Raw genomic sequence first — 22,938 nt, 5'->3', positions numbered from 1 at the left:
CGCGAAAGTAGGCGCACAGGGGCGCACGGCTCACCGTCGTTGAACTGTTCTCACTCAGACGGGTGAACCTGTCCCTCAAAAGGGGACCGGAGGGCATACGTCCGCTTTTGCCTGGCCAGTTGGCGTGCGTGGTTGCGCAGCAGCGCCGCCGGGAGTGTGACCGCGGCGCACGCGATGGCGACGAGCGCCCCGAAGCCGGCGCCGGCGAGCAGGGGGCCTGCGCCGAGGCCCGCGACGCCCGAGGCCGCCCAGACGAGCGCGTCGACACGGCCCTGGAGGCGGGTGGAGCGGTGCGCGAGGAGGGCGCTGCCGCCGACGAAGGTCAGGTTCCACCCGTAGCCGAGGAGGAACAGGCCTGCGGCCAGCAGGAATCCGGCGGAGGGGTCGGCGAGGACGGTGCATACCCCGGCGGTGACCAGCACGGCGAGGCCGGCCTGGATGGTGGCGGCGCCGCCGATGCGGTCGGCGAGCTTTCCGGAGAGGGGGGCCAGGGCGAACATGCCGGCGAGGTGGGCGGTCAGGACGCCGCTGACCGCGCCGAGGCCCTGGCCGTGGGTGTGCATGTGGACCGGGGTCATGGTCATGACGGCGACCATGACGACTTGGCCGGTGACCATGGAGACCAAGGCGACTCGGGTGGTCGACGTCCCGCGCTGGTCGCGCGGGACTTGGTCTCGATGCGGGCTGGGTGGGGCGGGTGCGGGCCGCTCCCGGTGGGACGGGAGCCGCCGGACGGCGGCCCGTCTGCCCGCAGCGGCGGCTGGGGAGAGGTGGCGGGCATCGGCTGCCGGGAAGCCGCCGACCGCGACCAGCGCGCCCAGCAGCGCCAGCAACGCCAGTGCGTACGGGCCCACTTCCGGCGGTGACGCCAGATGGGTCGTCAGCGGCAGCAGCGCCGGGCCGGCCAAGGCGCCGGCCGTGCCGCCCCAGACCACCGTGCCCATGATCGCGCCCTGCCGCTCCGGCGGGTACAGGTCCGCCGCCGCGTAACGCGACAGCATGGCCACCGCATTGGCCGCGCCCACCAGGAACAGACCCCCGGCCAGCAGCACCAGCCCCGCCCCCGGCGCAGACCCAGCCGCCAGCACCGCGCCCGCCCCCGCGGGCAAAGTCCCCGCCGCCGCCAGCCCGTACCCCAGCACCAGCCCCGCCCGGCGCCCCCGCCGGCTCATCCGAGCCGACAGGCCCAGCGAACCGGCCGCCGTCCCCAGCACCGCCGCAAAGTTCGGCAGCCCGCTCCACGCCTCCCCCACCGCATCCACGGCGACCAGCGTCGCCATCGTGCTGGCGCCCGCCATCATCAGATTCACCAGCGCCACCCCGGCCACCAGCCGGCCCAGCGCTCTGCGCCGGTACCCGGTCGCAGCGACAGCAGCCCTATTCGTAAGTCCCATGTCCTGAAACGCTATTGACGGCCGGACATCGACTGAAGGCGCGATCAACGGACTTCACCAGCCGATCGCCTTATGGACGAAAGGCAAGCAGCCGCGATGGACTCACGTTCCGAAACCCGCCTCGACGACCTGGACTGGAGCATCCTCCGCGAGCTCCAGGCCGACGCCCGCCTCTCGTACGCGCAGCTCGGCCGCCGCGTCAACCTCTCCCCGCCCGCCGTCGCCGAACGGGTGCGGCGGCTGGAGCGGGACGGGGTCATCACCGGTTACGGGGCGAAGGTCGAGGCCGCTCGGGTCGGGCAGCCGGTGGCGATGTTCGTGCAGCTGCGCTGCCGGCTCGGCAGCTGTCTGCTGCGTACGTCCGCCGCCGAGGACTATCCGGAGGTAGTCGAGGTGCACAAGCTCACCGGCGAGCACTGCGCGATGGTGAAGGTACGGGCCACCTCCCTCGAGCATCTGGAGGGGCTACTGGAACGGCTCGGCAACCACGGCGCGCTGCTTACCTCACTGGTGCTCTCCACTCAGTACGAGAACCGCCCCGTCGAACCCGCCCCGGAGGACTTTTTGCGCGCCACCGACTCGGAAGGGTGGCGGCGCCCTGACGGTCCGTAACCAGCGGCGGGTGTTGACGATGAATCAGAGACGAAAGTCAGACTGGGCGGCGGGTACTGGGCCGAGTTGCCGCTTGAGTCTCGTAAGGTTTTCGCCGTGGGATCACTCCGCAACCCTATTGGCCCCCTTCCGTCCTCGATCTACTGGCGACGAAGGGCGGTCGGGCTTGCGCTGCTCGTTCTGCTCGCGCTGCTGATCACCTGGGCGGTGAACCTGGGTGGCGACGGCGGTGACGGCAAGAGCGACAACGGCAAGGGCCCGGCCCCCTCGATCACGCCGGGCGAGTCCCCGTCGGGACCCGCGATCAGCGAACGGCCCCGCGGCCGTGACGAAACCGGCGACGACGGCGGTGGCGACACCGCCGGCTCGGGCGGCGAGGACGGCGGCACCTCCGACGGAGGCGGCGGCGACGGCGGCGCGGACGGTGGCGGCGGCGAAGACGGCGGCGGCGGTACGCGCGGTGCCACCGGCGGCGGCGCGGCCGGTGTCGGCGGCGGCTTCGAGGTCGGCGACGACGGCGTGCCCGCGGGCTCCTCGATGGCGGCCTGCGACGACTCGGCGGCGAGCATCGAGATCCGCAGCGTGAAGGAGACGTACAAGGCGGGCGAGACACCGAAGTTCGAGCTGGTCGCGAAGAACGACGCGGGCAGCGCCTGCAAGCTGGCCTTCGGCCCCGAGGACGCCGTCATCACGATCGAGAAGTCCGGCGACCGCTTCTGGTCGTCCAAGGACTGCCCGTGGACGCAGAACCCGATACTGCTTCAGGTCCCGGCCGACGGTCAGACCTCGCGCAACATCGAGTGGGACCGCAGCCCGAGCGAGCCGAAGTGCGCGGATCCGGACGCCGGGAAGGCGAAGTCCGGGACGTTCACGGCGAAGGTGAAGGCGGCCGGGCTGCCCGAGGACACGGTGAAGTTCGAGCTGAAGGGCTGAAGCGGGGGTCTGCTAGACGTACCGCTCAAGGATCGACGACTCGGCGAGCCGCGAAAGCCCTTCCCGTACGGAACGGGCGCGGGCCTCGCCGACGCCGTCGACCGTCTGCAGGTCGTCGACGCTCGCGGCGAGGAGCTTCTGCAGGCCGCCGAAGTGGTCCACGAGGCGGTCGATGACCGTGCCGGGGATGCGCGGCACCTTGGCCAGCAGCCGGTATCCGCGCGGCGAGACCGCAGAGTCGAGGATCTCGGGCGAGCCGCTGTAGCCCAGCGCCCTTGCGACGGTGGGGAGTTCGAGGAGCTCGGCGTGGGTGAGCTTGTCGAGCTCGGTGAGGGCGTCGGGGACCGTACGGGGGCGGCGGCTGGAGCCGCTGCGGTCGGGTACGTAGTCGCGGACGACGAGTTCGCGCTCGGGGTCGACGCCGGAGATCAGCTCGTCCAGCTGGAGCGAGAGCAGGCGGCCGTCGGTGCCGAGCTCGACCACGTACTCGGCGATCTCGGTGGCGATGCGGCGCACCATCTCCAGGCGCTGTGAGACGGCGGTGACGTCGCGGACCGTGACCAGGTCCTCGATCTCGAGGGCGGAGAGGGTGCCGGCGACCTCGTCCAGACGGAGCTTGTAGCGCTCCAGGGTGGCGAGGGCCTGGTTGGCGCGGGAGAGGATCGCGGCGGAGTCCTCCATGACGCGGCGCTGGCCGTCCAGATACATCGCGATGAGATGCATGGACTGGCTGACCGAGACGACCGGGAAGCCGGTCTGGATGGAGGTGCGCTGCGCGGTGCGGTGCCGGGTGCCGGTCTCCTCGGTGGGGATCGACGCGTCGGGCAGCAGCTGCACGCCGGCCCGCAGGATCTTGGTGACGTCCTTGTCGATGATCACGGCGCCGTCGAGCTTGCACAGCTCGCGCAGCCGGGTCGAGGTGAAGTCGACGTCCAGGACGAAGCCGCCGGTACAGATCTCCTCGACGGTCGGGTCCATGCCGAGGACGATGAGCCCGCCGGTATTGCCGCGCAGCACCCGCTCAAGGCCGTCGCGCAGGCCCGTGCCCGGGGCCACGGAGCTCAGCGCGTCGCGCAGCCGCCTGTCGGCGCCGGGGCCCCCGCCCCTGCCGGGCGCTACCGCCCGTTCGTTGGCTGCCACTGCCAGTCCTCCGGTCCCCGCTCACCCTGGTCCTGCATTCCCCTTCCGGCCCCCTGCCCCACGCTTCTACGGGCCGAGACCGGGGCAAAGTCTACCGGCGAGGCTCCTCGGGCCGCCGGGCGTCCTTGGGGACCAACCTGGTCACCCTTCCGGGCAGCGCCCGCAGCGCATCCCCTATGTCCGCTACCTCCCGGACTTTCATCCCGTCCGGGATCTTTCCGGGATCTGCCGGGACCAGCGCCTGCGTGAATCCGAGCCGCGCGGCCTCGGCGAGCCGCCGCTGCACGCCCGTGACTCTTCTCACCTCTCCCGCGAGCCCCACCTCTCCGATCGCCACCAGGTTCTTGGGGAGGGGCGTATCGCTGGCGGCGGAGGCGAGGGCGAGCGCGACGGCGAGGTCGGCGGCGGGCTCGGAGAGCTTTACGCCGCCGACGGTGGCGCTGTAGATGTCCCGCTTGCCGAGGGCGGAGATCTGCCCGCGCTGCTCCAGGACGGCGAGCATCATCGAGACCCGGGAGGTCTCCAGGCCCGAGGTGGTGCGGCGCGGCGACGGGATCTGCGAGTCGACGGTCAGCGCCTGCACCTCGGCGACCAGCGGCCTGCGGCCTTCGAGGGTGACGGTGAGGCAGGTGCCGGGGACGGGCTCGTCGCGGCGGGTGAGGAAGAGGCCGGAGGGGTCGGCCAGGCCCGTAATGCCTTCGTCGTGCAGCTCGAAGCAGCCGACCTCGTCGGTGGCGCCATAGCGGTTCTTGACGCCGCGGACGAGGCGGAGGCGGGCGTGCCGGTCGCCCTCGATGTTGAGCACGATGTCGACGAGGTGCTCCAGCAGGCGCGGGCCCGCGATGGCGCCGTCCTTGGTGACATGGCCGACCAGGATCGTGGACATGCCGCGCTCCTTGGACGCCCGGATGAGCGCTCCCGCGACCTCGCGGACCTGGGCCATGCCGCCCGGGGCGCCGTCGATCTCGCCGGAGGCGATGGTCTGCACGGAGTCGAGGACCAGGAGGGACGGCTTCACCTCGTCCAGGTGGCCGAGGACGGTGGCGAGGTCGGTCTCGGCGGCGAGGTAGAGGTGGTCGCTGAGGGCGCCGATGCGGTCGGCGCGGAGGCGGACCTGGCCTGCGGACTCCTCGCCGGTCACGTAGAGCGTGCGCTGCTCGGCGGAGGCGGCTTTCGAGGCGACGTCGAGGAGGAGGGTGGACTTGCCGACGCCGGGCTCGCCGGCGACGAGGACGACGGCTCCGGCGACGATGCCGCCGCCGAGGACGCGGTCGAGTTCGTCGACGCCGGTCGTACGGGAGGTGGCCTGGCGGCCGTCCACCTCGGCGATGGGGAGGGCGGAGGACTGGACGCGGGTGGCGGCGGTCGTACGGACGGTGGGCGCGCCACCGGTCTCCTCGACGGTGCCCCAGGCTTGGCACTCCGGGCAGCGGCCCAGCCACTTTGCGGTTGTCCAACCGCATTCTGTGCAGCGGTAGGTGGGGCGGTCCTTGCCTGCCTTGCGCGTTGCCATGCTCGCGACCCTAGCGGTGCGGTCTGACAGCGGGGGCTGTACCCGCCCGCCCGCCCGTTGCCCGGTGCAGAAAGCACACTGGCAGTGGTTACGGAGCCGAGCAACGGGCGGGTGGGTGGGCCCATCAGCTCCAGGTCGAGCGCGTCAAGCGCTCGTACGCCTCCACGTAGCGCTCGCGGGTCTTCGCCACCACCTCGGCGGGCAGCTCCGGGGGCGACGTTTCGCTCTTGCGGTCCCAGCCCGACGCCGGGGACGTCAGCCAGTCCCGTACGTACTGCTTGTCGAACGACGGCTGGGGCCGGCCGGGCTCCCACGTGGCCGCCGGCCAGAAGCGCGACGAGTCCGGCGTCAGGACCTCGTCCGCCAGGACCAGCTCCTCGCCCGCGTACCCGAACTCGAACTTCGTGTCCGCCAGGATGATCCCCCGGTCGCGAGCGATCTCGCGGCCGCGCCCGTACACCGCCAGCGTCGCCTGCCGCAGCTGCGCCGCGACATCCGCGCCGACCGCCCGGGCGACCTCCTCGTACGACACATTCTCGTCGTGCTCCCCGACCTCCGCCTTCATCGCCGGCGTGAAGATCGGCGCCGGCAGCTCGGAGCCGTCCTCCAGCCCCTCCGGCAGCGCGAGGCCGCACACAGTGCGCGACGACTCGTACTCCACAAGACCCGACCCGGTCAGATAGCCGCGCGCCACGCACTCCACCGGCACCATGTCCAGCGACCGGCAGATCGTCACCCGCCCCTCCCAGTCCGCGGGCGCGCCCGCGGGGACATCGGTCGAGATCACATGGTGCGGCACCAGATCCGCGAGCTGGTCGAACCACCACAGGGACAGCTGGGTGAGGACCCGGCCCTTGTCGGGGATCTCGGTCGGCAGCACCCAGTCGTACGCGGAGATGCGGTCGCTGGCGACCATCACCAGGTTTCCCGCCTCGTCGCGGTAGAGGTCGCGGACCTTGCCCGTGTGCAGATGCACTAGGCCGGGCACGACGGCGGGCTGGGGCTTCTCGACGAAACCGGACACGCGATCCCTCCGGGGGTTGCGGCAAGCGATGCTGCCGATTCTCCCCCAGAGGGACCGCGTACCTGTACAGCGGGCCACAGCGGGCTAGGCCCGGCCCCTCAGCGGTCGAGCACCGGATAGTCCGTATAGCCGCGGTGGTCGCCCCCGTAGAAGGCCGCCGGGTCGGCCTCGTTGTACGCGGCGCCCGCCTTGATCCGCTCCGTCAGGTCCGGGTTCGCCAGCCACGGCCGCCCCAGCGCGACGACATCCGCCACCTCCCCGGCGAGGATCCGCTCCGCCTCGGCCACCGGGTCGATCCCGTCGCTCGCGACGTTGAGGATCAGCGTCCCGTCCCAGGCCCGGCGCAGCTCCCGGGTCACGGCCCGGTCGGTCTCGAAGGCGTGGAGATATGCCAGACCCAGCGGGTTCAGCTGTGCGATCAGCGCCAGGTACGTCGGCAGCGAGCCGGTCTCCTTGATGCCGGCGTTGAACTCGTTGTCCGGCGAAATGCGCAGCCCCACCCGCTCAGGGCCGATGGCGTCGACGACCGCCTGGGTCACCTCGACCGCGAAGCGGATCCGGTTCTCGACCGAGCCGGAGCCGTAGGCGTCCGTACGCAGGTTGGTGTTGTCGGCGAGGAACTGGTGGATGAGATAACCGTTCGCGCCGTGCACCTCCACGCCGTCGAAGCCGGCCGCCACCGCGTTACGGGCCGCGTCGGCGAACTCGCCGATCACCCGCGCGATGTCGTCCAGGGTCAGCTCCCGCGGCACCGGGTGGTCGATCATGCCCTGGTCATTGGTGTAGAGCGCCTGCCCGGTGGCCACCGGCGACGGCGCCTCCGGCAGCCCGCCGTCCGGGTAGAGGTACGGGTGCCCGACCCGGCCCGCGTGCATCAGCTGCGCGAAGATCTTGCCGCCCTCGGCGTGCACCCGGTCGGTCACCTTCCGCCAGGCGGCGACCTGCTCGTCGCTGTGCAGCCCCGGCGTCTGGATATAGCCCTGGCCGCGGACGCTCGGCTGGGTGCCCTCGGTAATGATCAGGCCGGCGGCGGCGCGCTGGCCGTAATACTCGGCGTGCAGGTCGGTCACCAGGCCGCCCTCGGCGGTGGCCCGCGAGCGGGTCATGGGGGCCATCACGAGGCGGTGCGGGAGGTCGAGCTTGCCTACGGTCACGGGTTCGAAGATGTTGTTCGTCATGTCTTCGAAGCTAGATACGGGGGAATGGCCGCCGAATCCGTAGTGCTGCTGTAGTTGGTTACGTAGCCGGGAAGGGCACTCACGTAGGGCGGGCTAAGGTCTCGATGGTGTTGTACGGGCGGGGAAGTGAGCTGGCGCAGCTCGAGCGGCTGCTGGATGCGGCGCGGGCGGGGGAGAGCCGTGCGCTGGTGCTGCGCGGCGAGGCCGGCATCGGCAAGTCGACGCTGCTCGAAGAGGCCACCGAGCGGGCGCAGGCGGCCGGGATGGCGATCCTGCGGGCCACCGGCGCGGAGGGCGAGCGGGATCTCGCCTTCGCCGGGCTGCTGCAGCTGCTGCGGCCGGTCGCGGACCGGGCGGACCGGCTTCCCGGGCCGCAGGCGGATGCGGTACGGGCCGCGCTCGGCACCGGCGCCGCCCGCGAGCACGACCGTTTCCTCACCGGCCTCGCCGTGCTCTCGCTGCTCGCCGAGGCGGCCGAGGACGGGCCGCTGCTGGTGCTGATCGACGACGCCCAGTGGATCGACGCGCCGTCCGGGCAGGCGCTGCAGTTCGCCGCCCGGCGGCTGGCGGCCGAGGGCGTGGCGATGCTGATCGCGACCCGCGACGACGACCGCTCCTTCACCGCCGCCGCGGGGCTGCCCGAGATCCAGCTCTCCCGGCTCCGCGACGAGGACGCGCTCGCGCTGCTGGACGAGCTCGATGTGCCGTCCGAGGCGCGGATACGGCTGCTCGCCGAGGCGGACGGCAACCCCCTCGCGCTGGCGGAGTTCGCCGCGGCCGGCGGCGAGCCGCCCGGTTCCGTGATGACCCCGGTCCCGGCCGCCGACCGGGTGCTGGCCCGCTTCCGGGCCCGGATCGCCGAACTCCCCGAGCGCACCCGCCTGATGCTGCTCTTCGCCGCCGCGGAGGCGAAGGGCGTGATCTCGTATCTCCTCCCCGCCGCCGAGTCGCTGGGCGTGGGCCTCGCCGACCTGGCGGAGGCGGAGGCGCACGGCCTGGTCGAGGTGACCGGCGGCCGGGTGGTCTTCCGGCATCCCCTGGTACGTACCGCCGCCTATCGCGCCGCCCCGATGGCCCGCCGCGTCGCCGTCCACCAGGCGCTGGCCGCCACCTCCATGGACGAGGACTGCCGGGCGGCGCACCGCGCCGCCGCCGCGATGGGCCCGGACGAGGAGGTGGCGGCGGAGCTGGAGGCGTACGCACGGCGCATCCTCGCCCGCGGCGGCGCTGCCGCGGCGGCGGGCAGCTTCGCGCAGGCGGCGCGGCTCACGCCGGAGCCGGCGGAGCGGGCCCGGCGGCTCACCGCGGGCGCCTGGGCGGCGCAGCAGGCGGGGCATGCGGAGCAGGCGGCGAGCCTGGCGGGGCGGGCGTATCCGATGACGGCCGATCCGGTGGACCGGGCGGAGCTGGCGTACATCAGGTCGTTCTGGCTCTTCGAGAAGGACGAACCGGTCGAGGCCGGTCAGCTGCTGCTCGACCACAGCCAGGACGCGACGCCCGAGCGGGCCACGGTGATGATCCGGACGGCGGGCACGTACGGCTGGTTCGGCGGGGACGCGGGGACGCTGCGGCGGGCCGCGGAGCTGGTGGAGAAGCACGGGGGCGGCGCCGCGGCGGACGCGGCGGTGCGCGGCCTCGCGCTCGTCGCCGGCGAGGACTACGAGCGCGGGCTGCCGCTGGTGGCCGCGCTGCTGGACCCGCCGCCGCCCGACGGGCCCTCGCGGCTTTTCGCCATGTCGCTCTCCTCGCTGCTGCCGGACGACGCGCTGCTGCCGCTGCTCACCGAGGAGATCGAGCGGGCCCGTACCGACGGCCTCATCGGCCGGCTCCCGTATCTGCTGCACGTCCTCGCCCGGCTGCAGCTCTACGGCGGCCGGCACCGCGCCGCGGAGGCGACGGCCGCCGAGGGCGCGGCGATCGCCCGCGACACCGGGCTGCGGGCCCGTATCGAGCGGCTCGACAACCTGGTGGCCCGGATCGCGGCGATCGCCGGGGACGAGGACCGGGTGCGGTCGCTGGTCACCGACAGCCTGACGACGGACGGCAATTACGGCCGCACCGCCTGGGCGCTGCTGGACCTGGGGCTCGGCCGCTACGAGGCGGCGCTGACCCGCCTGGAGCAGGCCCGCACGGGCAGCGTGCGGCACAGCGCGGCGCTGCTCTTCGCGGCGGCGGACCAGGTGGAGGCGGCGGTACGCCTCGGCGACCCGGACCGGGCCGCGGAGCCGGCCCGCCGCTTCGCGCACTGGGCGGCGGCGAGCGGCCAGCCGTGGGCGCAGGCGGTGGCGCTGCGCAATGAGGGGCTGCTGACGGATGCCACGGACGCGTACGAACGCGCGGCGAAACTCCACGCGGAGACCACCGCCCGCCCCTTCGAACGCGCCCGCACCGAGCTCCTCTACGGCGAACACCTCCGCCGCGCCCGCCGCCGGGCGGACGCCCGCGAACAACTCCGCTCAGCCCTCACCGCCTTCGACCGCCTGGACGCCACCCCCTGGGCCGACCGCGCCCGCGCGGAACTCCGCGCCACAGGCGAGACTTTGGCCTCGGAGCGAGCCGCGGCCCCGGCCCTGGTCGACCGCCTGACCCCACAGGAGCTCCAGGTGACCCGGCTGGCGGCGGGGGGCGTGAGCAGCCGGGAGATCGCGGCGCGACTGTTCCTGTCACCGCGGACGGTGGAGTACCACCTGTACAAGGCCTATCCGAAACTGGGCATTTCGAACAGGCGAGAGCTGGCGGGGCTGGACCTGTCGGACTAGAGCCGCCCCGCCCGCACCCGCGTCAGGCCGCGACGGCTGCCCCGTCCCGTACCGGCTCTTCTGTCGTCTCGCGTGAGCGCGCGAACAGGCGGTCCAGGCCCAGGGCGCCGGAGCCGGTGAAGACGAGCAGCAGGAGAGCCCAGCAGAACATGGCGGAGGCTTCGCCGCCGTTCTGCATGGGCCAGAGGGCCTCGGGCTGGTGGACCTTGAAGTAGGCGTAGGCCATGGAGCCGGAGGCTATGAAGGCCGCGAAGCGGGTGCCGAGGCCGAGGAAGACCAGGGCGCCGCCCACCAGTTGGATGACGGCGGCGTACCAGCCGGGCCAGGCGTTGGTCGCGACGGTGCCACCCTCGCCGTCGGCGCCGCCGAGGACGCCGAAGAGCGATGAGGCGCCATGACAGGTGAAGAGCAGGCCGACCACGATGCGGAACAGGCCCAGGGCGTACGGCTGGGCGGTGTTGAGTCTGCCGGTCATGTGGGGGGACTCCATTTCGGCGGCCCGGGGACAGGACCGCTCAACTCGGGGACCCCGCTTAGGTTAGGTAACCCTAACCATGGTTGCAAGTTAAATCAGTGTGACGCAATGCCATCACCGAAGCGAACCGCGACGAGAGCTCCCCCCTCAGCCGCCTGCCCCAGCGTCACCTCCCCACCCGACTCCTCGGCCGTACGGCGGACGATGTCGAGGCCGAGCCCGGTCGACCCGTCCCCGCTGACCCCCCGGTCACCGGCGGTCGCCTCCGCAAAGCCCTCCCCACCGTCCGCGACCACCAGCTCCCCGCCCTCGGCCACCGCCACCCGCAGCCCGGCCCCGGCCGCCGCATGATCGAGCACATTCCCGATCAGCGCATCGAGTACGGCCCCCAGCTCCTCCTCCTCGACCGGCACCGGCACCACCCCCTCCGGAACGGAAACCACCACCTCCCGCCCCTGGTCCTCCGCCAACGGCGCCCAAAAGGCCACCCGTTCCCGCGCCACCGCCGCCAGATCGGACCGCGCCTCCCCCGCCCGCAGCGGCCGCCGCGCCGTCCTGATCACTTCGTCCACACCCCGCTCCAGCGCGGCGACCCCGGCGGCGATCCGCTCTGCCTCGCCCGCGTCCCGCAGCCCCTCCGCGTCCAGGCGCAGCGCGGCGAGCGGGGTGCGGAGCCGGTGGGCGAGGTCGGCGGCGTTCTCGCGCTCCTCGGTGAGGAAGCCGTCGATCCGCCCGGCGAGGGTGTTGAGTTCGCCCGCTATCAGCCTCAGCTCCGGCGGCCCGCCGGGCTCCGCCCGCGCCGACAGGTCCCCGCCGGCGAGCCGGTCGGCCACCCCCGCGAGCCGCCGCGTGGCGCCGACCAGCCGGGCCGCGAGCCGGTCCGCGACCAGCAGCCCGACGAGCATCAGCCCGGCCCCGAGCCCGGCAAGACCCAGCCAGGACGCGAGCGTCCCCTCGTACAACTGCCCCTCGGAGACGGCCACCTGCACCACGGCGGTGCGCTCGACCCCCTGCACGGGTACGAGCACCATCCGCCCGCCCCCGCCGGGCTGGTACGTGAAGGCCTTCCCGGTCCGCGCCAGCTTGACGGCCCGGGTGGCGGGCGCCGCGACGCCGAGCACGTCGCCGCCGGGCAGGAAGACCGAAGTGCGCGGCAGCCCGGCGCCGTTGGCCGCGTCCAGCACCGAGTCGATGGTGCGCAGCCCGCCGCCGCCCGGTGCGAGGGCCTGCCCGGTGACGGCGGCGATGGACTGGGCGCGCTGGGTGGCGTCCGCGGTGGCCCGGTTGGCGGCCTGGCTGCGGGCGAGCAGCCCGAGCGGGACCAGCAGCGCGACGAGCACGAGGGCGGTGGTGGCGGCGGTGAGGAGCAGCAGCTGGCGGCGCATGTACGGGGGCTACTCGGGCGCGCTCAGCTTGACGCCCACGGTCCGCACCGTGTGCAGATACCGCGGCTCCTGCGCGGTCTCCCCCAACTTCCGCCGCAGCCACGACAAATGCACATCAACGGTCTTATCGGTCCCGCCCAGCGGCTGCTGCCACACCTCCGCGAGCAACTCCCGCCGCCCGACCACTTGCCCCTGCCGCCGCGCCAGATACGCCAGCAGATCGAACTCCCGCGGCGTGAGCTCGAGCGCCCGCCCGGCGAGGGTCACCTCGCGCGCCGCCGGGTCGACGACGAGGTCGTCCCCGACCCGTACGACCGGCTCCACCTCATCCGCGCCGACCCGCCGCAGCACGGCCTTGATACGGGCATCAAGCTGGGCGGCGCCGAACGGTTTCACGATGTAGTCGTCGGCCCCGTCGCCCAGCGCGGCCACCATCTCCGGCTCCTCGTCCCGCGCGGTGGCGACGATCACCGGCACATCGCTGACGGCCCGCAGCATCCGCAGCACCTGCGCGCCGTCGACGTCCGGCAGCCCGAGGTCGAGGACCACGAGGTCGAAGCGTTCCGTCACGGCGGCGTCGAGCCCGGCCATCCCGGCGGCGGCGGTGGCGACGGCGTGCCCCCGGTCGCGCAGCGCCCGTACCAGCGCGCCGCGCACCCGGGGATCGTCCTCGACAACCAGCACGTGCGGCATGCGGCTCACGGTACCGAGGGAAGGCGCCCTGGCGGCAGGGCAGGCGGCGCTCTTTGGGGACGCCTTAACCAGCCGTTAGGACGCGTTGCGGCATCCTGCCTCCATGAGTCCGCCCGCGCGCGCCCGTACCCTCCTGGCCGCCCTGGCCTGGGCGGCGGCCCTCGCCCTCGCCGGCGGCCTGGGCGCCTGGTCCCTGACGCACTCGGACCCGGCGGGCACCGGCACCCACGCGGACCCCCTCGACGACGCGGAGGTCCGCCGCCAGCTGGACAAGGCCGACCCGCCCTCGACCGGCACCCCGTCCCCCAGCCACACCCCCTCCGCCTCCAGCAACGGCACGGCCACCCCGCACCGCACCGTCCACTTCAGCGGCGGCTCCGCCACGGCCCAGTGCCTCCCCGACGGCAGCATCCACCTCTCCAGCTGGAGCCCGGCGGCCGGCTACACGGTCGAGGAGGCCACCCGCGGCCCGGCCCGCACGGCCGTACTGGAACTGGAGCCCTCCGCGGACGACGGCGAGGACAAGACGGTCACCCTCCACTGCGCCAACGGCCGCCCGACACCGGTCGCGCTCCCGGCGGAGGACGCGGACGACGCGGTCGAGGACTGACCATCCCCAGGACGCCGCCGCAGCCCGGCAGCGCAAGGAGGGGCCGGGGTGGAACGACGCCGCCGAAAAAACCCATCACCGAGCAGCAGCTGACCACCACGTTTTTTCGGTGGTGTCGTGGAACCCCGGCCCCGGCCCACGCACCTGAGCCAAGCCAGCCCAGCCCGGCCCTCCAGCAGCCGATAGGCTGCATCGCACCCACGAACGGAGAGACCCCACGATGAGCGAACCCGGCGCCGGAGGCGCGATCGTTCGCCGCGACACCCTCCGCTCCCAGCTCGCCGAAGCCCTCCGCGACGAGATCCTCGCCGGGCGCCTCGAGGCCGGCCGGCACGTCACCGTAAAAGAGCTCGCCGCCACCTACGGCGTCTCCGCAACACCCGTCCGCGAGGCCCTCGTCGACCTCTCCGCCCAGGGCCTCCTCGACGCCGAGGAACACCGCGGCTACCAGGTCCACGCCTTCTCCGCCGCCGACTTCCGCGCCATGGTCGAGGCCCGCTCCGTCGTCACCGAGGGCATCTTCCGCTCCGCCGCCGGGGCCGCGATCGACCTGCGCCCCGCCGACCCGGCCGCCGTCGCCGCGATGCGCCGCCGCGCCGAGGAGGCGGAGCGCGCCGCGCGCGCCCGCGACCTCGATGTGCTCGTCCATTACGACCTGCGCTTCTGGCGTGAGATCAGCGGCCTGTCGGGGAACCCTTATCTCACCGACTTCCTGGACCGGATGCGCATCCAGTGCTGGGTCTACGCGGTCCCGTACCTGCGCCGCGAGCTCCGCCGCACGGCGGGCGGCGAGGCGGGGGCGGCCGCGCCGAATCCGTTCTGGCACGGCCACCGCGAGCTCGTCGACGCGGTCGAGTCCAGGGACATGGCCGGCGCGGAGGCCATCATCCACGCGTACAACAAGCACACCCTCGCACTCATCGACCAGGTCACGGCCGAGTGACTACGCTGGTCTGACCCTTGGTAAGCACAACGCAAGCACAACGCATAAGGAGTCCCGGATTGGCGTGTGACCTGTGGCTGGTGCCGCTTGTCGACGTGCTGTGCCACAGCGCCGACAACCCCTTCGCCGAAGAGCTCGCCGTATACGACAAGGCCCTGGGCGAAGCCGGACTGCCCCCCGTCCCCGTGAACAGCTACATGCCGGGCCTCTCCGGCGACGTCGCCCCCGTCGCCGGCTTCGACTACGACGCGCTGCACTTCCTGCGCCGCGCCTATCTCCTGCAGCAGTGCGGCCTGGAGGTCGCGCCGGTCGGCGAGCTGGGCAGCGACTACGAGCAGCTCCTCGAAATGTTCGAGCAGACCGCCCAGCAGTCGCACCTGGTCTGGCACTACGACCACGCGGGCGCGTACGTCCCGGTGGACTTCCCGCACCCGCTCGCCAATGACGAGCTCCTGGAGGGCGGCGGCCCGCTCGGCTCCAGCCAGGGCCTGATGCGCGAGCTGATCACCATCGCCCCGGCCCTCGGCATCGACCCGGACAACCCGCCCCCGGCCCCGGCACCCCCCACCCGCCCGACGGACCTGTCCGAGCCGGCGGAGGTCGCGTACGACACCGGCCCCTTCGCCCGCGAACGCCACGTCTGGCTGGGCCTGCACGCGGCGACGACCCGCAGCCTGGCCCAGGGCTCAATGATCATCTTCAGCTGAGCCGGACAGCTCCCGCACCCGTCCTCCACCTGCGCAGACAAGGCGCCCGCCGCACCAGCGACCCCGCCCCCGCCGCCCGTACGCAGCGCCGCAAACCCGGCGCCCGTACGGACATCCCGATCCCCCGCCCACACGGCCTCATCGAGGCGGCTCCGGCGGGCGCTGGCGCGGCATCGGGGCGCGCACCCCGGGCTGCGGGAACGGGAAGCGCGGCTGGGCCGCCGCGCCGTCCTGCACGGGCCAGCGCACCCATGCCAGGGACTGCGTCATCAGCGCCGCGGAGCCGGCCCTGAAGGCCACCATCCAGTCCGCGGTCTCCGCCCGTACCAGCTCCGATACGTCCTCGGTGAACCGCCGCAGCACCGCCAGGCTGCGCTCCGCCGCCTCGCCCGCGCTGCCGTCCGTCGGCCCGAGCTGCTCGCGGACGCTCTCCGACGCCCAGTCGAACTGCAGCGCCTCCAGCCGCCGCTGCACGGCCTGCGCGACGGCCACGTCCCGCATCCACCCGGCGGTCAGCCCGAAGGCCCGGTCGGCGCCGAGGCATGCGGCTGCGGCGAGCAGCGCGAGATAGCCCCAGCCGGCGATGTCCGCCGCCCCGGCCACGTCGGCCAGGGGGAGCGCGGCGGCCGCGGCGACGCCCACCGCGGCGAGCGCGCGCAGCGCCTGCGCGGACCGCTTCTTCCAGCGCCGCTCCCGCAGATACCAGTCGGCGGTGCGCAGCGCCCGCGCCTCCACCCACTGGTAGAGCTCGTCGAGCCGCTCCACGGGCTCACCCCAGTCGCCCCGCGGGGCGGGCCGCCCGAGCAGGTCGTCCTGCCGTACGGCGCCGCCCTCGTCTTCAGGTGAGCTCACCGTTTCCTCCTTCGCCAGGCCCCCCGGTTCCGGATCCCGATTTCGGATCTTGCGATTGATCTGATGCGCCGCACCTTCCTACCGCCGAATGGCTGGCATTGAGCCGCCAATCGGGGGTTTTATGCCCCGAGGTGGAGGATGTTGGGCTAATAGGACACCCGCTATGGGGGACCGGGAAGCGCGCACGTGTGCGGGCGGCGTACGCGTAGCCACGGCTCGGCGGCTCTCCGGCAGCCGATAGGCTGCACCGCGTGAAGGTCCTCGTTATCGGCACCGGCGCCCGCGAACACGCCCTCTGCCGCGCACTCTCCCTCGACCCCGACGTCACCGCCCTGCACGCCGCACCGGGCAACGCCGGCATCGCCGACGTGGCCGAGCTGCACCAGGTCGACGCCCTCAATGGCGACGCCGTCGCAGGGCTGGCGAAGCAGCTCGGCCTGGGCCCGGCCGACCTGGTGATCGTCGGCCCGGAGGCGCCCCTGGTCGCCGGCGTCGCCGACGCCGTCCGCGCCGCGGGCATCCCGTGCTTCGGGCCGAGCCGCGAGGCCGCCGCCCTGGAGGGCTCGAAGGCCTTCGCCAAGGACGTCATGGCCGGGGCGAACGTGCCCACCGCGCGCTCCTACGTCTGCGCGACCCCGGACGAGGTGGACGAGGCGCTGGACGCCTTCGGCCCGCCGTACGTGGTCAAGGACGACGGCCTCGCCGCCGGCAAGGGCGTCGTCGTCACCGACGACATCGAGAAGGCGCGCGCCCACGCGAACGCCTGCTCCCGCGTCGTCATCGAGGAGTTCCTCGACGGCCCCGAGGTCAGCCTCTTCGCGGTCACCGACGGCGAGACGGTCGTGCCGCTGCAGCCCGCGCAGGACTTCAAGCGGGCGTACGACGGTGACAAGGGCCCGAACACCGGCGGCATGGGCGCGTACTCCCCGCTGCCCTGGGCCGACCCGAAGCTGGTCGACGAGGTCGTGGAGACCGTCTGCCGGCCGACCGTCGACGAGCTCCGCCGCCGCGGGACGCCCTTCAGCGGGCTCCTGTACGCGGGCCTGGCGCTGACGTCGCGGGGCGTGCGGGTGATCGAGTTCAACGCGCGCTTCGGCGACCCGGAGACCCAGGTCGTCCTCGCCCGCCTGCGGACGCCCCTCGCGGGCCTGCTGCTGGCGGCGGCGAACGGCACCCTGGCGGAGTTCCCGCCGCTGCGCTGGCGCGACGACGCCGCGGTGACGGTGGTGCTCGCCTCGGAGAACTACCCGGCGACGCCGCGCACCGGGGACGTCATCACGGGCCTGGACGAGGTGGCGGCGGAGGATGCGCCGGACGCGTACGTACTGCACGCCGGTACCAAGCTTGACGCCGACGGCCGGACGGTGAGCGCGGGCGGACGGGTGCTTTCCGTTACGGGCGTGGGCCCGACGCTGGCCGCCGCCCGCGACCGCGCGTACCGCGCCATGGCCCGGATCCGCCTCGACGGCGCCCACCACCGGAGCGACATCGCGGCCGGGGCCGCGGCGGCGGAGCAGGACTGAACCCAGGTTCGTACCCCGCACGGGCCAGCTCTGCCCAAAGCCATCCCATCGAGTGACCGGGACGGGCAACCGGCTGACGTGAACGCGCCGCCCAACTAGTGTGCGCCTCCGGCAATGACGGCCCGTGCGGCCGCCGTGCCGAGCCCGCCGAAGGGCCAACCGGGTCACCGGCATTGCGCTGTCAGTGGCCGGTGTCACAGTGGGAGTACGCGTTCGTTCGGCACGCGCTCGTCGAGTCGTATTCGAGGGGGTGAGGTCCGGTCATGTCTTCCGGTGAGAGGGCGACACCTTCAGCTGTCGCCGGCAGCGGTGGCGGCTCCGGCGGGGCCCGCTCCCATGCGCTCGCGGTGCTGCGGGTGCGCGGCGCTGCGCTCACGGTGGCGCTGCTCCCGGCCGCCGCGGCCGTGGTGCTCCTCATCGGCACGGCGACCGGGCGGCTCACCGGGGCGGCGGCTGCCGCTCGCTGGCCGGTGCTGGGCGTGGCCGTGGTGGTCGGCGGTCTCGCGCTGGTGGTGGGTCTCGCGATCGCGCGGACCGAGCCCGCCCGCAGTCCCACGGTGCCGGTGCCGGAGCGGGCCGCCCCTGATCTGTATCGCCTGATCCGCGACCTGTCGGACCGGCTGGCGGTTCCGGCGCCGTCGGCGATAGCCCTGACGCCGGACTGCGACAGCTGGCTCGAGGTCCGTACGCATGGGGCCGGTGCCGAGGACACGGGTGCCGGAGGCGCCGGGGCGGACGGCGAGCGGGCCGCGCCGGTGCTGGTGATCGGCTCGCCCTTCCTGTGGTGGATGCGCGTCGCCGAGCTGCGGGCCGTCCTCGCGCCCGTCGTGGCGGGTACGGGCCCGGCCGCCCACCCGGACGTGGCCGCGGCGCGGCGGTTCGTGCGCGGTCTTGACGCGGCGGTGGCGCTCGATCGCTCGGGTCCGGTGGTGCTGCGGCCGCTGCGGGATCTGGCGCGGACGGTGGCCAGGGCGCTGCTGCGGATGTGCGGGGAGCACCCGGCGTGGCTGGAGCGGGGGGTCGCGGCGGCGGCCTCCGAGCGGGCCCAGGATGTGGACTATGGCCTGCGGATTGCCGCGCAGGAGCAGGTCGGCCTGGCGTATGCGGGCTGGGACCGGCTGCTGACCCGGGTGGCGCTGCCCGCCTGGCGGATGGGCCGCTGGCCGTCCCGGCTGGATGCCGGGGTGGTGTCGGCGCTGACCGAGCTGTCCCGCCGCGACCGTCTTGCCGCGCAGAACGGCGTCTTCGCCTCCCGGCTCGGCGAACGCCCGGCGTGCGACCTGCTGGAGGAGCCGGGCCTGGTCGACGAGGCGGCGTCGCTGCTGGCGGCGCAGCTGTTCCACGGAGGTCCGGCGGAGCCGGGTCCGGACTGGGCGCCGGTGGCCTGGGAGCAGTATCCGGACGAGGTGGTGGACCGGAAGTGGCGGTCGGAGGCCGCCCGGCTGCACAGCGTCCTCGACGGGCTGCAGGGCGAGGAGGAGCCGGCCGGCCGGCCGGACCGGGGCACCCTCGCCCGGGTCGTCGACTGGCTGGCGAAGGGCGGCGACCGCGAGGAGCTCGCGGCCCGGCTCACCGACGCACTCGACCTGCAGGAGGCGGCCCAGCGCCGCGCCCAGCAGATACGCCCCGCCGCGCCGCTGGCCCCGCTCTTCCCGCTGCACGCGCCGCGTACGGACCGGGAGGTGCTGACCGACCACGTGCTGGCGATGGTGTGTTGCGCCGCCATCGACACGGCGGGCGCTTCGCCCGGCCTCGACTGGCTGGACGGCCCGGCGCTGCTGGTAGGCGGCGAGCGGCGGCCCGAGTTGGGGCGGGCGGTGCTGGCCCTGGCCGAAACCGGCGATCCGGAGCCGCTGCGGGGGTGGCTGTCGAATGCCGGTGTTCGCCCGGAAAAGCCCGTTTTGCTGGTGTAGTTCACGCCGGAAAACGGACCTCAGTGCGTCAATTCGCTGGCAATCGGTAACGGGCCGCATGCGTAATGTGATGTCCTGTAGCAACTAACGCGCCGGGGAGGGAGCGGACAGGTGGGTACGGAGCAGATCCGCCGCTGGGAGTCCGGGGCGCTCGCACACGCCGTCTCGGACCCCTTCGCGCAGGGGCCGCTGCCCTGGTTACGGGCAAGCGAGCACTATTTCGACGACCACAGCGGCCAGTTGGTGCCCTGGTATGTCGACCTCTCCCCGACGGGCGGCGGCGACGGAGGCGCGGAGCCCCTGATCCCACCGCCGCGCCGGCCGGGACCGCGCACTGCGGACGACGTACACCAGCAGATCAAGGGCTTCGCCTCGGCGGGCGCGGTGGCCCCCGGCGAATCGATCGACTTCCGGGTGACGGTGAATCCGCCCCAGCCCTTCGGCGTCGACGTCTACCGCATCGGCCACTACGCGGGCGACGGCGCCTCGAAGATCACCACAAGTCCACGCCTGTCGGGGATCGTTCAGCCAGCGCCGCTGGCCGCGGAACGCACGGTCTCCTGCCATCACTGGTGGCTGTCCTGGCGGCTGCAGGTCCCGTCGTACTGGAACTCCGGCTGCTACGTGGCCGTGCTGACGACGGACGACGGCCACCGCAGCCACATCCCGTTCACGGTCCGCGACCACCATCCGGCGGACCTGCTGTTATTGCTGCCCGACGTGACCTGGCAGGCGTACAACCTCTACCCGGAGGACGGCCGCACCGGCGCCTCCCTCTACCACGCCTGGGACGACGGCGGCCGGCTGCTCGGCGAGCAGGAGGCGGCGACCGCGGTGGCCTTCGACCGCCCGTACGCGGGCGCGGGCCTGCCGCTGCACGTCGGCCACGCCTACGACTTCATCCGCTGGGCCGAGCGCTATGGCTACGACCTCGCCTACGCGGACGCCCGCGACCTGCACGCGGGGCGCGTCGACCCGACGCGCTACCGGGGCCTGGTCTTCCCCGGCCACGACGAGTACTGGTCGGCGCCCATGCGCCGGCACGCGGCGCTGGCGCGGGATGCGGGCACGTCACTGGTGTTCCTGTCGGCGAACACCATGTACTGGCAGGTGGACCTGGCCCCGTCGGTGACGGGCGAGCCGGACCGCATACTCCACTGCCGCAAGCGCCAGGGCACCGGCCGCCCCCTCCTCTGGCGCGACCAGGGCGACCCGGAGCAGGAGTTACTGGGCATCCAGTACGCCGGCCGCGTCCCCGACCCGAGGCCGCTGGTGGTCCGGAACGCCTCCCACTGGCTGTGGGAAGCCACGAGCGCCGTGGAGGGCGACGAGCTCCCGGGCCTGGTGGCGGGCGAAGCCGACCGCTATTACCCGCGCTCACCGCTGCCGCGGCACACGGAACGCATCCTGCTGGCGCACAGCCCGTACGAGGACGCGGGCGGCGCGCGCCGCCACCAGGAGACGTCGCTGTACCGGGCGTCGAGCGGCGCCCTGGTCTTCGCGTCCGGGACCTTCGCCTGGTCCCCGGCGCTGGACCGCCCGGAGCACGCGAATCCGGTGGTGCAGCGGGCGACGGCGAACTTGCTGGACCGGATCTGCAAGCGGGATTAGCGGCGGTGCTGGTCGCCTTCGCCTTCGCCTGAGGCGAAGGCGACCCGCACCGCCCGTCCCCACCGATTCCGCGGCAGCTCGGGGCGCATCGCGGCCATTGCTCCGCAGTACTTCGTGAACTCCGCCGCCCGCAGGCCGTATCGGTGCAGCAGCCGGTCGGCCGCCGTCAGGTGGCCGGTCGACTTCACCTCCACCAGGACCAGGCCCGGATCCGCCCGCACCGCGGCGCCGGCTGCCCCTGCCTCCACCCCCACCCTCGCCCCCGCACCAGCCTCCGCACACGCCAGCCCCGCATCACACGTGATCCGCTGCCCATCAGCGACAAAGGTCGACCGCACATAGTCGGTCACCAGCGACCGCGCCAGCCCACCCGGCGCCGCCAGCCCGTACTCCGCCCACAGCACCTCCGCCAGAAACCCGCGCGCCCCCGGCCCCAGCTCCGCCTCCGCGGCTTCCAGTGGCCGCCTCCGCTTCACCGTCTCCCCTCGCGCGCCCTTGAGCTTGATCTCGAACTGCCGCTCCCCGGTGTCCTCGTACAGCCGCTCGCGGATCTTGAAGCGCCGCCGCCGCCCCTGCCGATGATCGTGGTACGAGCGCAGCCCCGCTGTGTCGAAATACACCGAGTGGTACGCGAAGACCCGCCGCCCATGGATCGCCAGCGCCCGGAAGCCGTACGCCTCCCGCAGCCGGGCCGCGAAGTCGTCGAAGACCGCGGCAGGCACAAAGTAGCTCCGGTCGAAGCGCGCCAGCAGCTCCGCCCGCTCCTGCAGCTCCGCCAGCGAGATGGGCGCGGCGGCGAACGCGGCCCGGGTCAGCGCCCGTTCGGCGGGCGTCACGCCGACCACGGCCGGCCGGCATCACCGGGCACCCGCGGCGCCATCGGCGGCACCGCAGGCGCGGGGCGACGCGCGTCGGGGGTCCCGTACCGAGCCGCCGCAGGCGCCACGCGCCCGCGCTCCTTCGCCGCCGCCACCCGGTACCGCACATCGACCACCGTCAGATCCCGCACAAAGTCCACCTCCAGCACCGTCCACTTCAACGGCTCCCCCAGCCGCCGCCCCAACTCCTCCCGCAGCACCTCCGGGTCGGTGTACACCGCGTCGAGCGTGACCTCGCTGCGCCGCGTGCGGGCGAGCAGCCGCGGGTGGTCGGCCGCGTAGACGACGAGCAGGATGACCACGCACAGCGTCGCCTTCACGCCGTACGGGAGGCCTGGCATGCCGCAGAGCAGGCCCAGGACCAGGGTGGTGAAGTAGTACGCCACCTCCTCGTGCTGGATGGCATCCGAGCGCAGCCGGATGATCGACAGCACCCCGAAGAGCCCGAACCCGAGCGCGAGACCGCCGCCCCGGCCCGCGTCGCCGAGGGCGGTGACGATGCCGAACAGGGCGACGTTCAGCGTGAGATACGCGGGGACGAGGTCGCGGCGGCGGTGCCGTGGGACGTAGACGGCGAAGGTGAGGACGCAGACGGCGACGAGGTCGAGGGCCAGGTGAGCGGCTAGGTGCCCGTAGGTTTCCATGGGCTTGGAAGGTAGGAAACGGCGGGTTAAGCGCGCGCCCGCGCGGAGTTAACGAGACCTCCCGGGCGTGAGCGCCCTCGATGCATTGACAGCATGCTGTCGAATATGACAGGATGCTGTCATCAGGATGAGGAACTTCAAGGAGGCTCCC

Annotated in this window: 20 protein-coding genes; 9 read left to right on the top strand and 11 right to left on the bottom strand. The window is 73.3% G+C overall.

The features are described from left to right. Positions 1–50 precede the first annotated feature (50 nt). Entirely contained in the window at positions 51–1,394 is a 1,344-nt protein-coding gene (locus ACNNMR_RS24125; RefSeq protein ID WP_419996772.1) for an MFS transporter, read from the bottom strand. A gap of 96 nt (positions 1,395–1,490) precedes the next feature. On the opposite strand from ACNNMR_RS24125, the gene ACNNMR_RS24120 reads away from it, so the two are divergent. Next, the gene (locus tag ACNNMR_RS24120) at positions 1,491–2,006 is read left to right on the top strand and encodes an Lrp/AsnC family transcriptional regulator (protein WP_419996771.1); all 516 of its coding nucleotides are present in this window, start codon (positions 1,491–1,493) and stop codon (positions 2,004–2,006) included. Positions 2,007–2,102: 96 nt separating this feature from the next. Then, positions 2,103–2,939 (top strand): hypothetical protein, encoded by an 837-nt coding sequence (locus ACNNMR_RS24115; RefSeq protein WP_419996770.1) that lies wholly within the window; start codon positions 2,103–2,105, stop codon positions 2,937–2,939. A 12-nt stretch (positions 2,940–2,951) separates the two neighbouring features. Here ACNNMR_RS24115 and disA read toward each other — a convergent pair whose 3' ends face one another. The 4 genes from disA to ACNNMR_RS24095 all read right to left on the bottom strand — a co-directional run bounded on the left by disA (position 2,952) and on the right by ACNNMR_RS24095 (position 7,794). Next, on the bottom strand, positions 2,952–4,079 hold the full coding sequence (gene disA / locus ACNNMR_RS24110; protein WP_419996769.1) for a DNA integrity scanning diadenylate cyclase DisA: 1,128 nt from the start codon (positions 4,077–4,079) through the stop codon (positions 2,952–2,954). A 91-nt stretch (positions 4,080–4,170) separates the two neighbouring features. Beyond that, entirely contained in the window at positions 4,171–5,592 is a 1,422-nt protein-coding gene (radA, locus tag ACNNMR_RS24105; RefSeq protein ID WP_419996768.1) for a DNA repair protein RadA, read from the bottom strand. Between the two features lie 124 nt (positions 5,593–5,716). Continuing rightward, positions 5,717–6,616, bottom strand: a complete 900-nt coding sequence (locus ACNNMR_RS24100; protein WP_419996767.1) for a phosphoribosylaminoimidazolesuccinocarboxamide synthase — start codon at positions 6,614–6,616, stop codon at positions 5,717–5,719. 98 nt (positions 6,617–6,714) lie between these two features. Further along, entirely contained in the window at positions 6,715–7,794 is a 1,080-nt protein-coding gene (locus ACNNMR_RS24095) for an alkene reductase (RefSeq protein WP_419996766.1), read from the bottom strand. Positions 7,795–7,898: 104 nt separating this feature from the next. Here ACNNMR_RS24095 and ACNNMR_RS24090 point away from each other — a divergent pair, with 104 nt between their 5' ends. Beyond that, positions 7,899–10,553: a helix-turn-helix transcriptional regulator gene (locus ACNNMR_RS24090; RefSeq protein ID WP_419996765.1), complete on the top strand. Its 2,655-nt coding sequence runs from the start codon at positions 7,899–7,901 to the stop codon at positions 10,551–10,553. Positions 10,554–10,575: 22 nt separating this feature from the next. Here ACNNMR_RS24090 and ACNNMR_RS24085 read toward each other — a convergent pair whose 3' ends face one another. The 3 genes from ACNNMR_RS24085 to ACNNMR_RS24075 form a co-directional block, all read right to left on the bottom strand. Then, positions 10,576–11,028 carry a DoxX family protein gene (locus ACNNMR_RS24085; RefSeq protein WP_419996764.1) on the bottom strand — a complete coding sequence of 151 codons (453 nt, stop codon included), beginning with the start codon at positions 11,026–11,028 and terminating at the stop codon, positions 10,576–10,578. A gap of 95 nt (positions 11,029–11,123) precedes the next feature. Next, positions 11,124–12,413: a sensor histidine kinase gene (locus tag ACNNMR_RS24080; protein ID WP_419996763.1), complete on the bottom strand. Its 1,290-nt coding sequence runs from the start codon at positions 12,411–12,413 to the stop codon at positions 11,124–11,126. A 9-nt stretch (positions 12,414–12,422) separates the two neighbouring features. Further along, complete coding sequence (locus ACNNMR_RS24075; protein ID WP_419996762.1) at positions 12,423–13,106, bottom strand: response regulator transcription factor; 684 nt, start codon at positions 13,104–13,106, stop codon at positions 12,423–12,425. Positions 13,107–13,209: 103 nt separating this feature from the next. On the opposite strand from ACNNMR_RS24075, the gene ACNNMR_RS24070 reads away from it, so the two are divergent. The 3 genes from ACNNMR_RS24070 to ACNNMR_RS24060 all read left to right on the top strand — a co-directional run bounded on the left by ACNNMR_RS24070 (position 13,210) and on the right by ACNNMR_RS24060 (position 15,366). Then, a complete protein-coding gene (locus ACNNMR_RS24070) occupies positions 13,210–13,716 on the top strand; it encodes a hypothetical protein (protein WP_419996761.1) in 507 nt (168 codons plus the stop codon). Positions 13,717–13,936: 220 nt separating this feature from the next. After that, entirely contained in the window at positions 13,937–14,659 is a 723-nt protein-coding gene (locus tag ACNNMR_RS24065; protein WP_419996760.1) for a GntR family transcriptional regulator, read from the top strand. 59 nt (positions 14,660–14,718) lie between these two features. Beyond that, positions 14,719–15,366, top strand: coding sequence for a hypothetical protein (locus tag ACNNMR_RS24060; RefSeq protein ID WP_419996759.1), 648 nt, complete (start codon positions 14,719–14,721; stop codon positions 15,364–15,366). 138 nt (positions 15,367–15,504) lie between these two features. Here ACNNMR_RS24060 and ACNNMR_RS24055 read toward each other — a convergent pair whose 3' ends face one another. Then, a complete protein-coding gene (locus ACNNMR_RS24055) occupies positions 15,505–16,218 on the bottom strand; it encodes an SLATT domain-containing protein (RefSeq protein ID WP_419996758.1) in 714 nt (237 codons plus the stop codon). A 251-nt stretch (positions 16,219–16,469) separates the two neighbouring features. Here ACNNMR_RS24055 and purD point away from each other — a divergent pair, with 251 nt between their 5' ends. From purD to ACNNMR_RS24040, 3 genes are all read left to right on the top strand, one after another. After that, positions 16,470–17,741 (top strand): phosphoribosylamine--glycine ligase, encoded by a 1,272-nt coding sequence (purD, locus tag ACNNMR_RS24050; protein ID WP_419996757.1) that lies wholly within the window; start codon positions 16,470–16,472, stop codon positions 17,739–17,741. A gap of 263 nt (positions 17,742–18,004) precedes the next feature. Further along, positions 18,005–19,654, top strand: a complete 1,650-nt coding sequence (locus ACNNMR_RS24045; protein ID WP_419996756.1) for a hypothetical protein — start codon at positions 18,005–18,007, stop codon at positions 19,652–19,654. A gap of 111 nt (positions 19,655–19,765) precedes the next feature. Continuing rightward, positions 19,766–21,265, top strand: a complete 1,500-nt coding sequence (locus tag ACNNMR_RS24040) for a N,N-dimethylformamidase beta subunit family domain-containing protein (RefSeq protein ID WP_419996755.1) — start codon at positions 19,766–19,768, stop codon at positions 21,263–21,265. Here ACNNMR_RS24040 and ACNNMR_RS24035 read toward each other — a convergent pair. After that, the gene (locus ACNNMR_RS24035; protein ID WP_419996754.1) at positions 21,262–22,101 is read right to left on the bottom strand and encodes a VTC domain-containing protein; all 840 of its coding nucleotides are present in this window, start codon (positions 22,099–22,101) and stop codon (positions 21,262–21,264) included. The genes ACNNMR_RS24040 and ACNNMR_RS24035 overlap by 4 nt on opposite strands. Beyond that, complete coding sequence (locus ACNNMR_RS24030) at positions 22,098–22,787, bottom strand: DUF4956 domain-containing protein (RefSeq protein ID WP_419996753.1); 690 nt, start codon at positions 22,785–22,787, stop codon at positions 22,098–22,100. Before ACNNMR_RS24030 ends, ACNNMR_RS24035 begins: the two co-directional genes overlap by 4 nt. Positions 22,788–22,938 lie beyond the last annotated feature (151 nt).

The organism is Streptomyces boninensis, from assembly GCF_048572725.1.
GTDB lineage: Bacteria > Actinomycetota > Actinomycetes > Streptomycetales > Streptomycetaceae > Streptomyces > Streptomyces boninensis.
The sequence above is the reverse complement of the archived record's forward strand: the minus strand, read 5'-3'. Positions and strand labels throughout refer to the sequence as shown.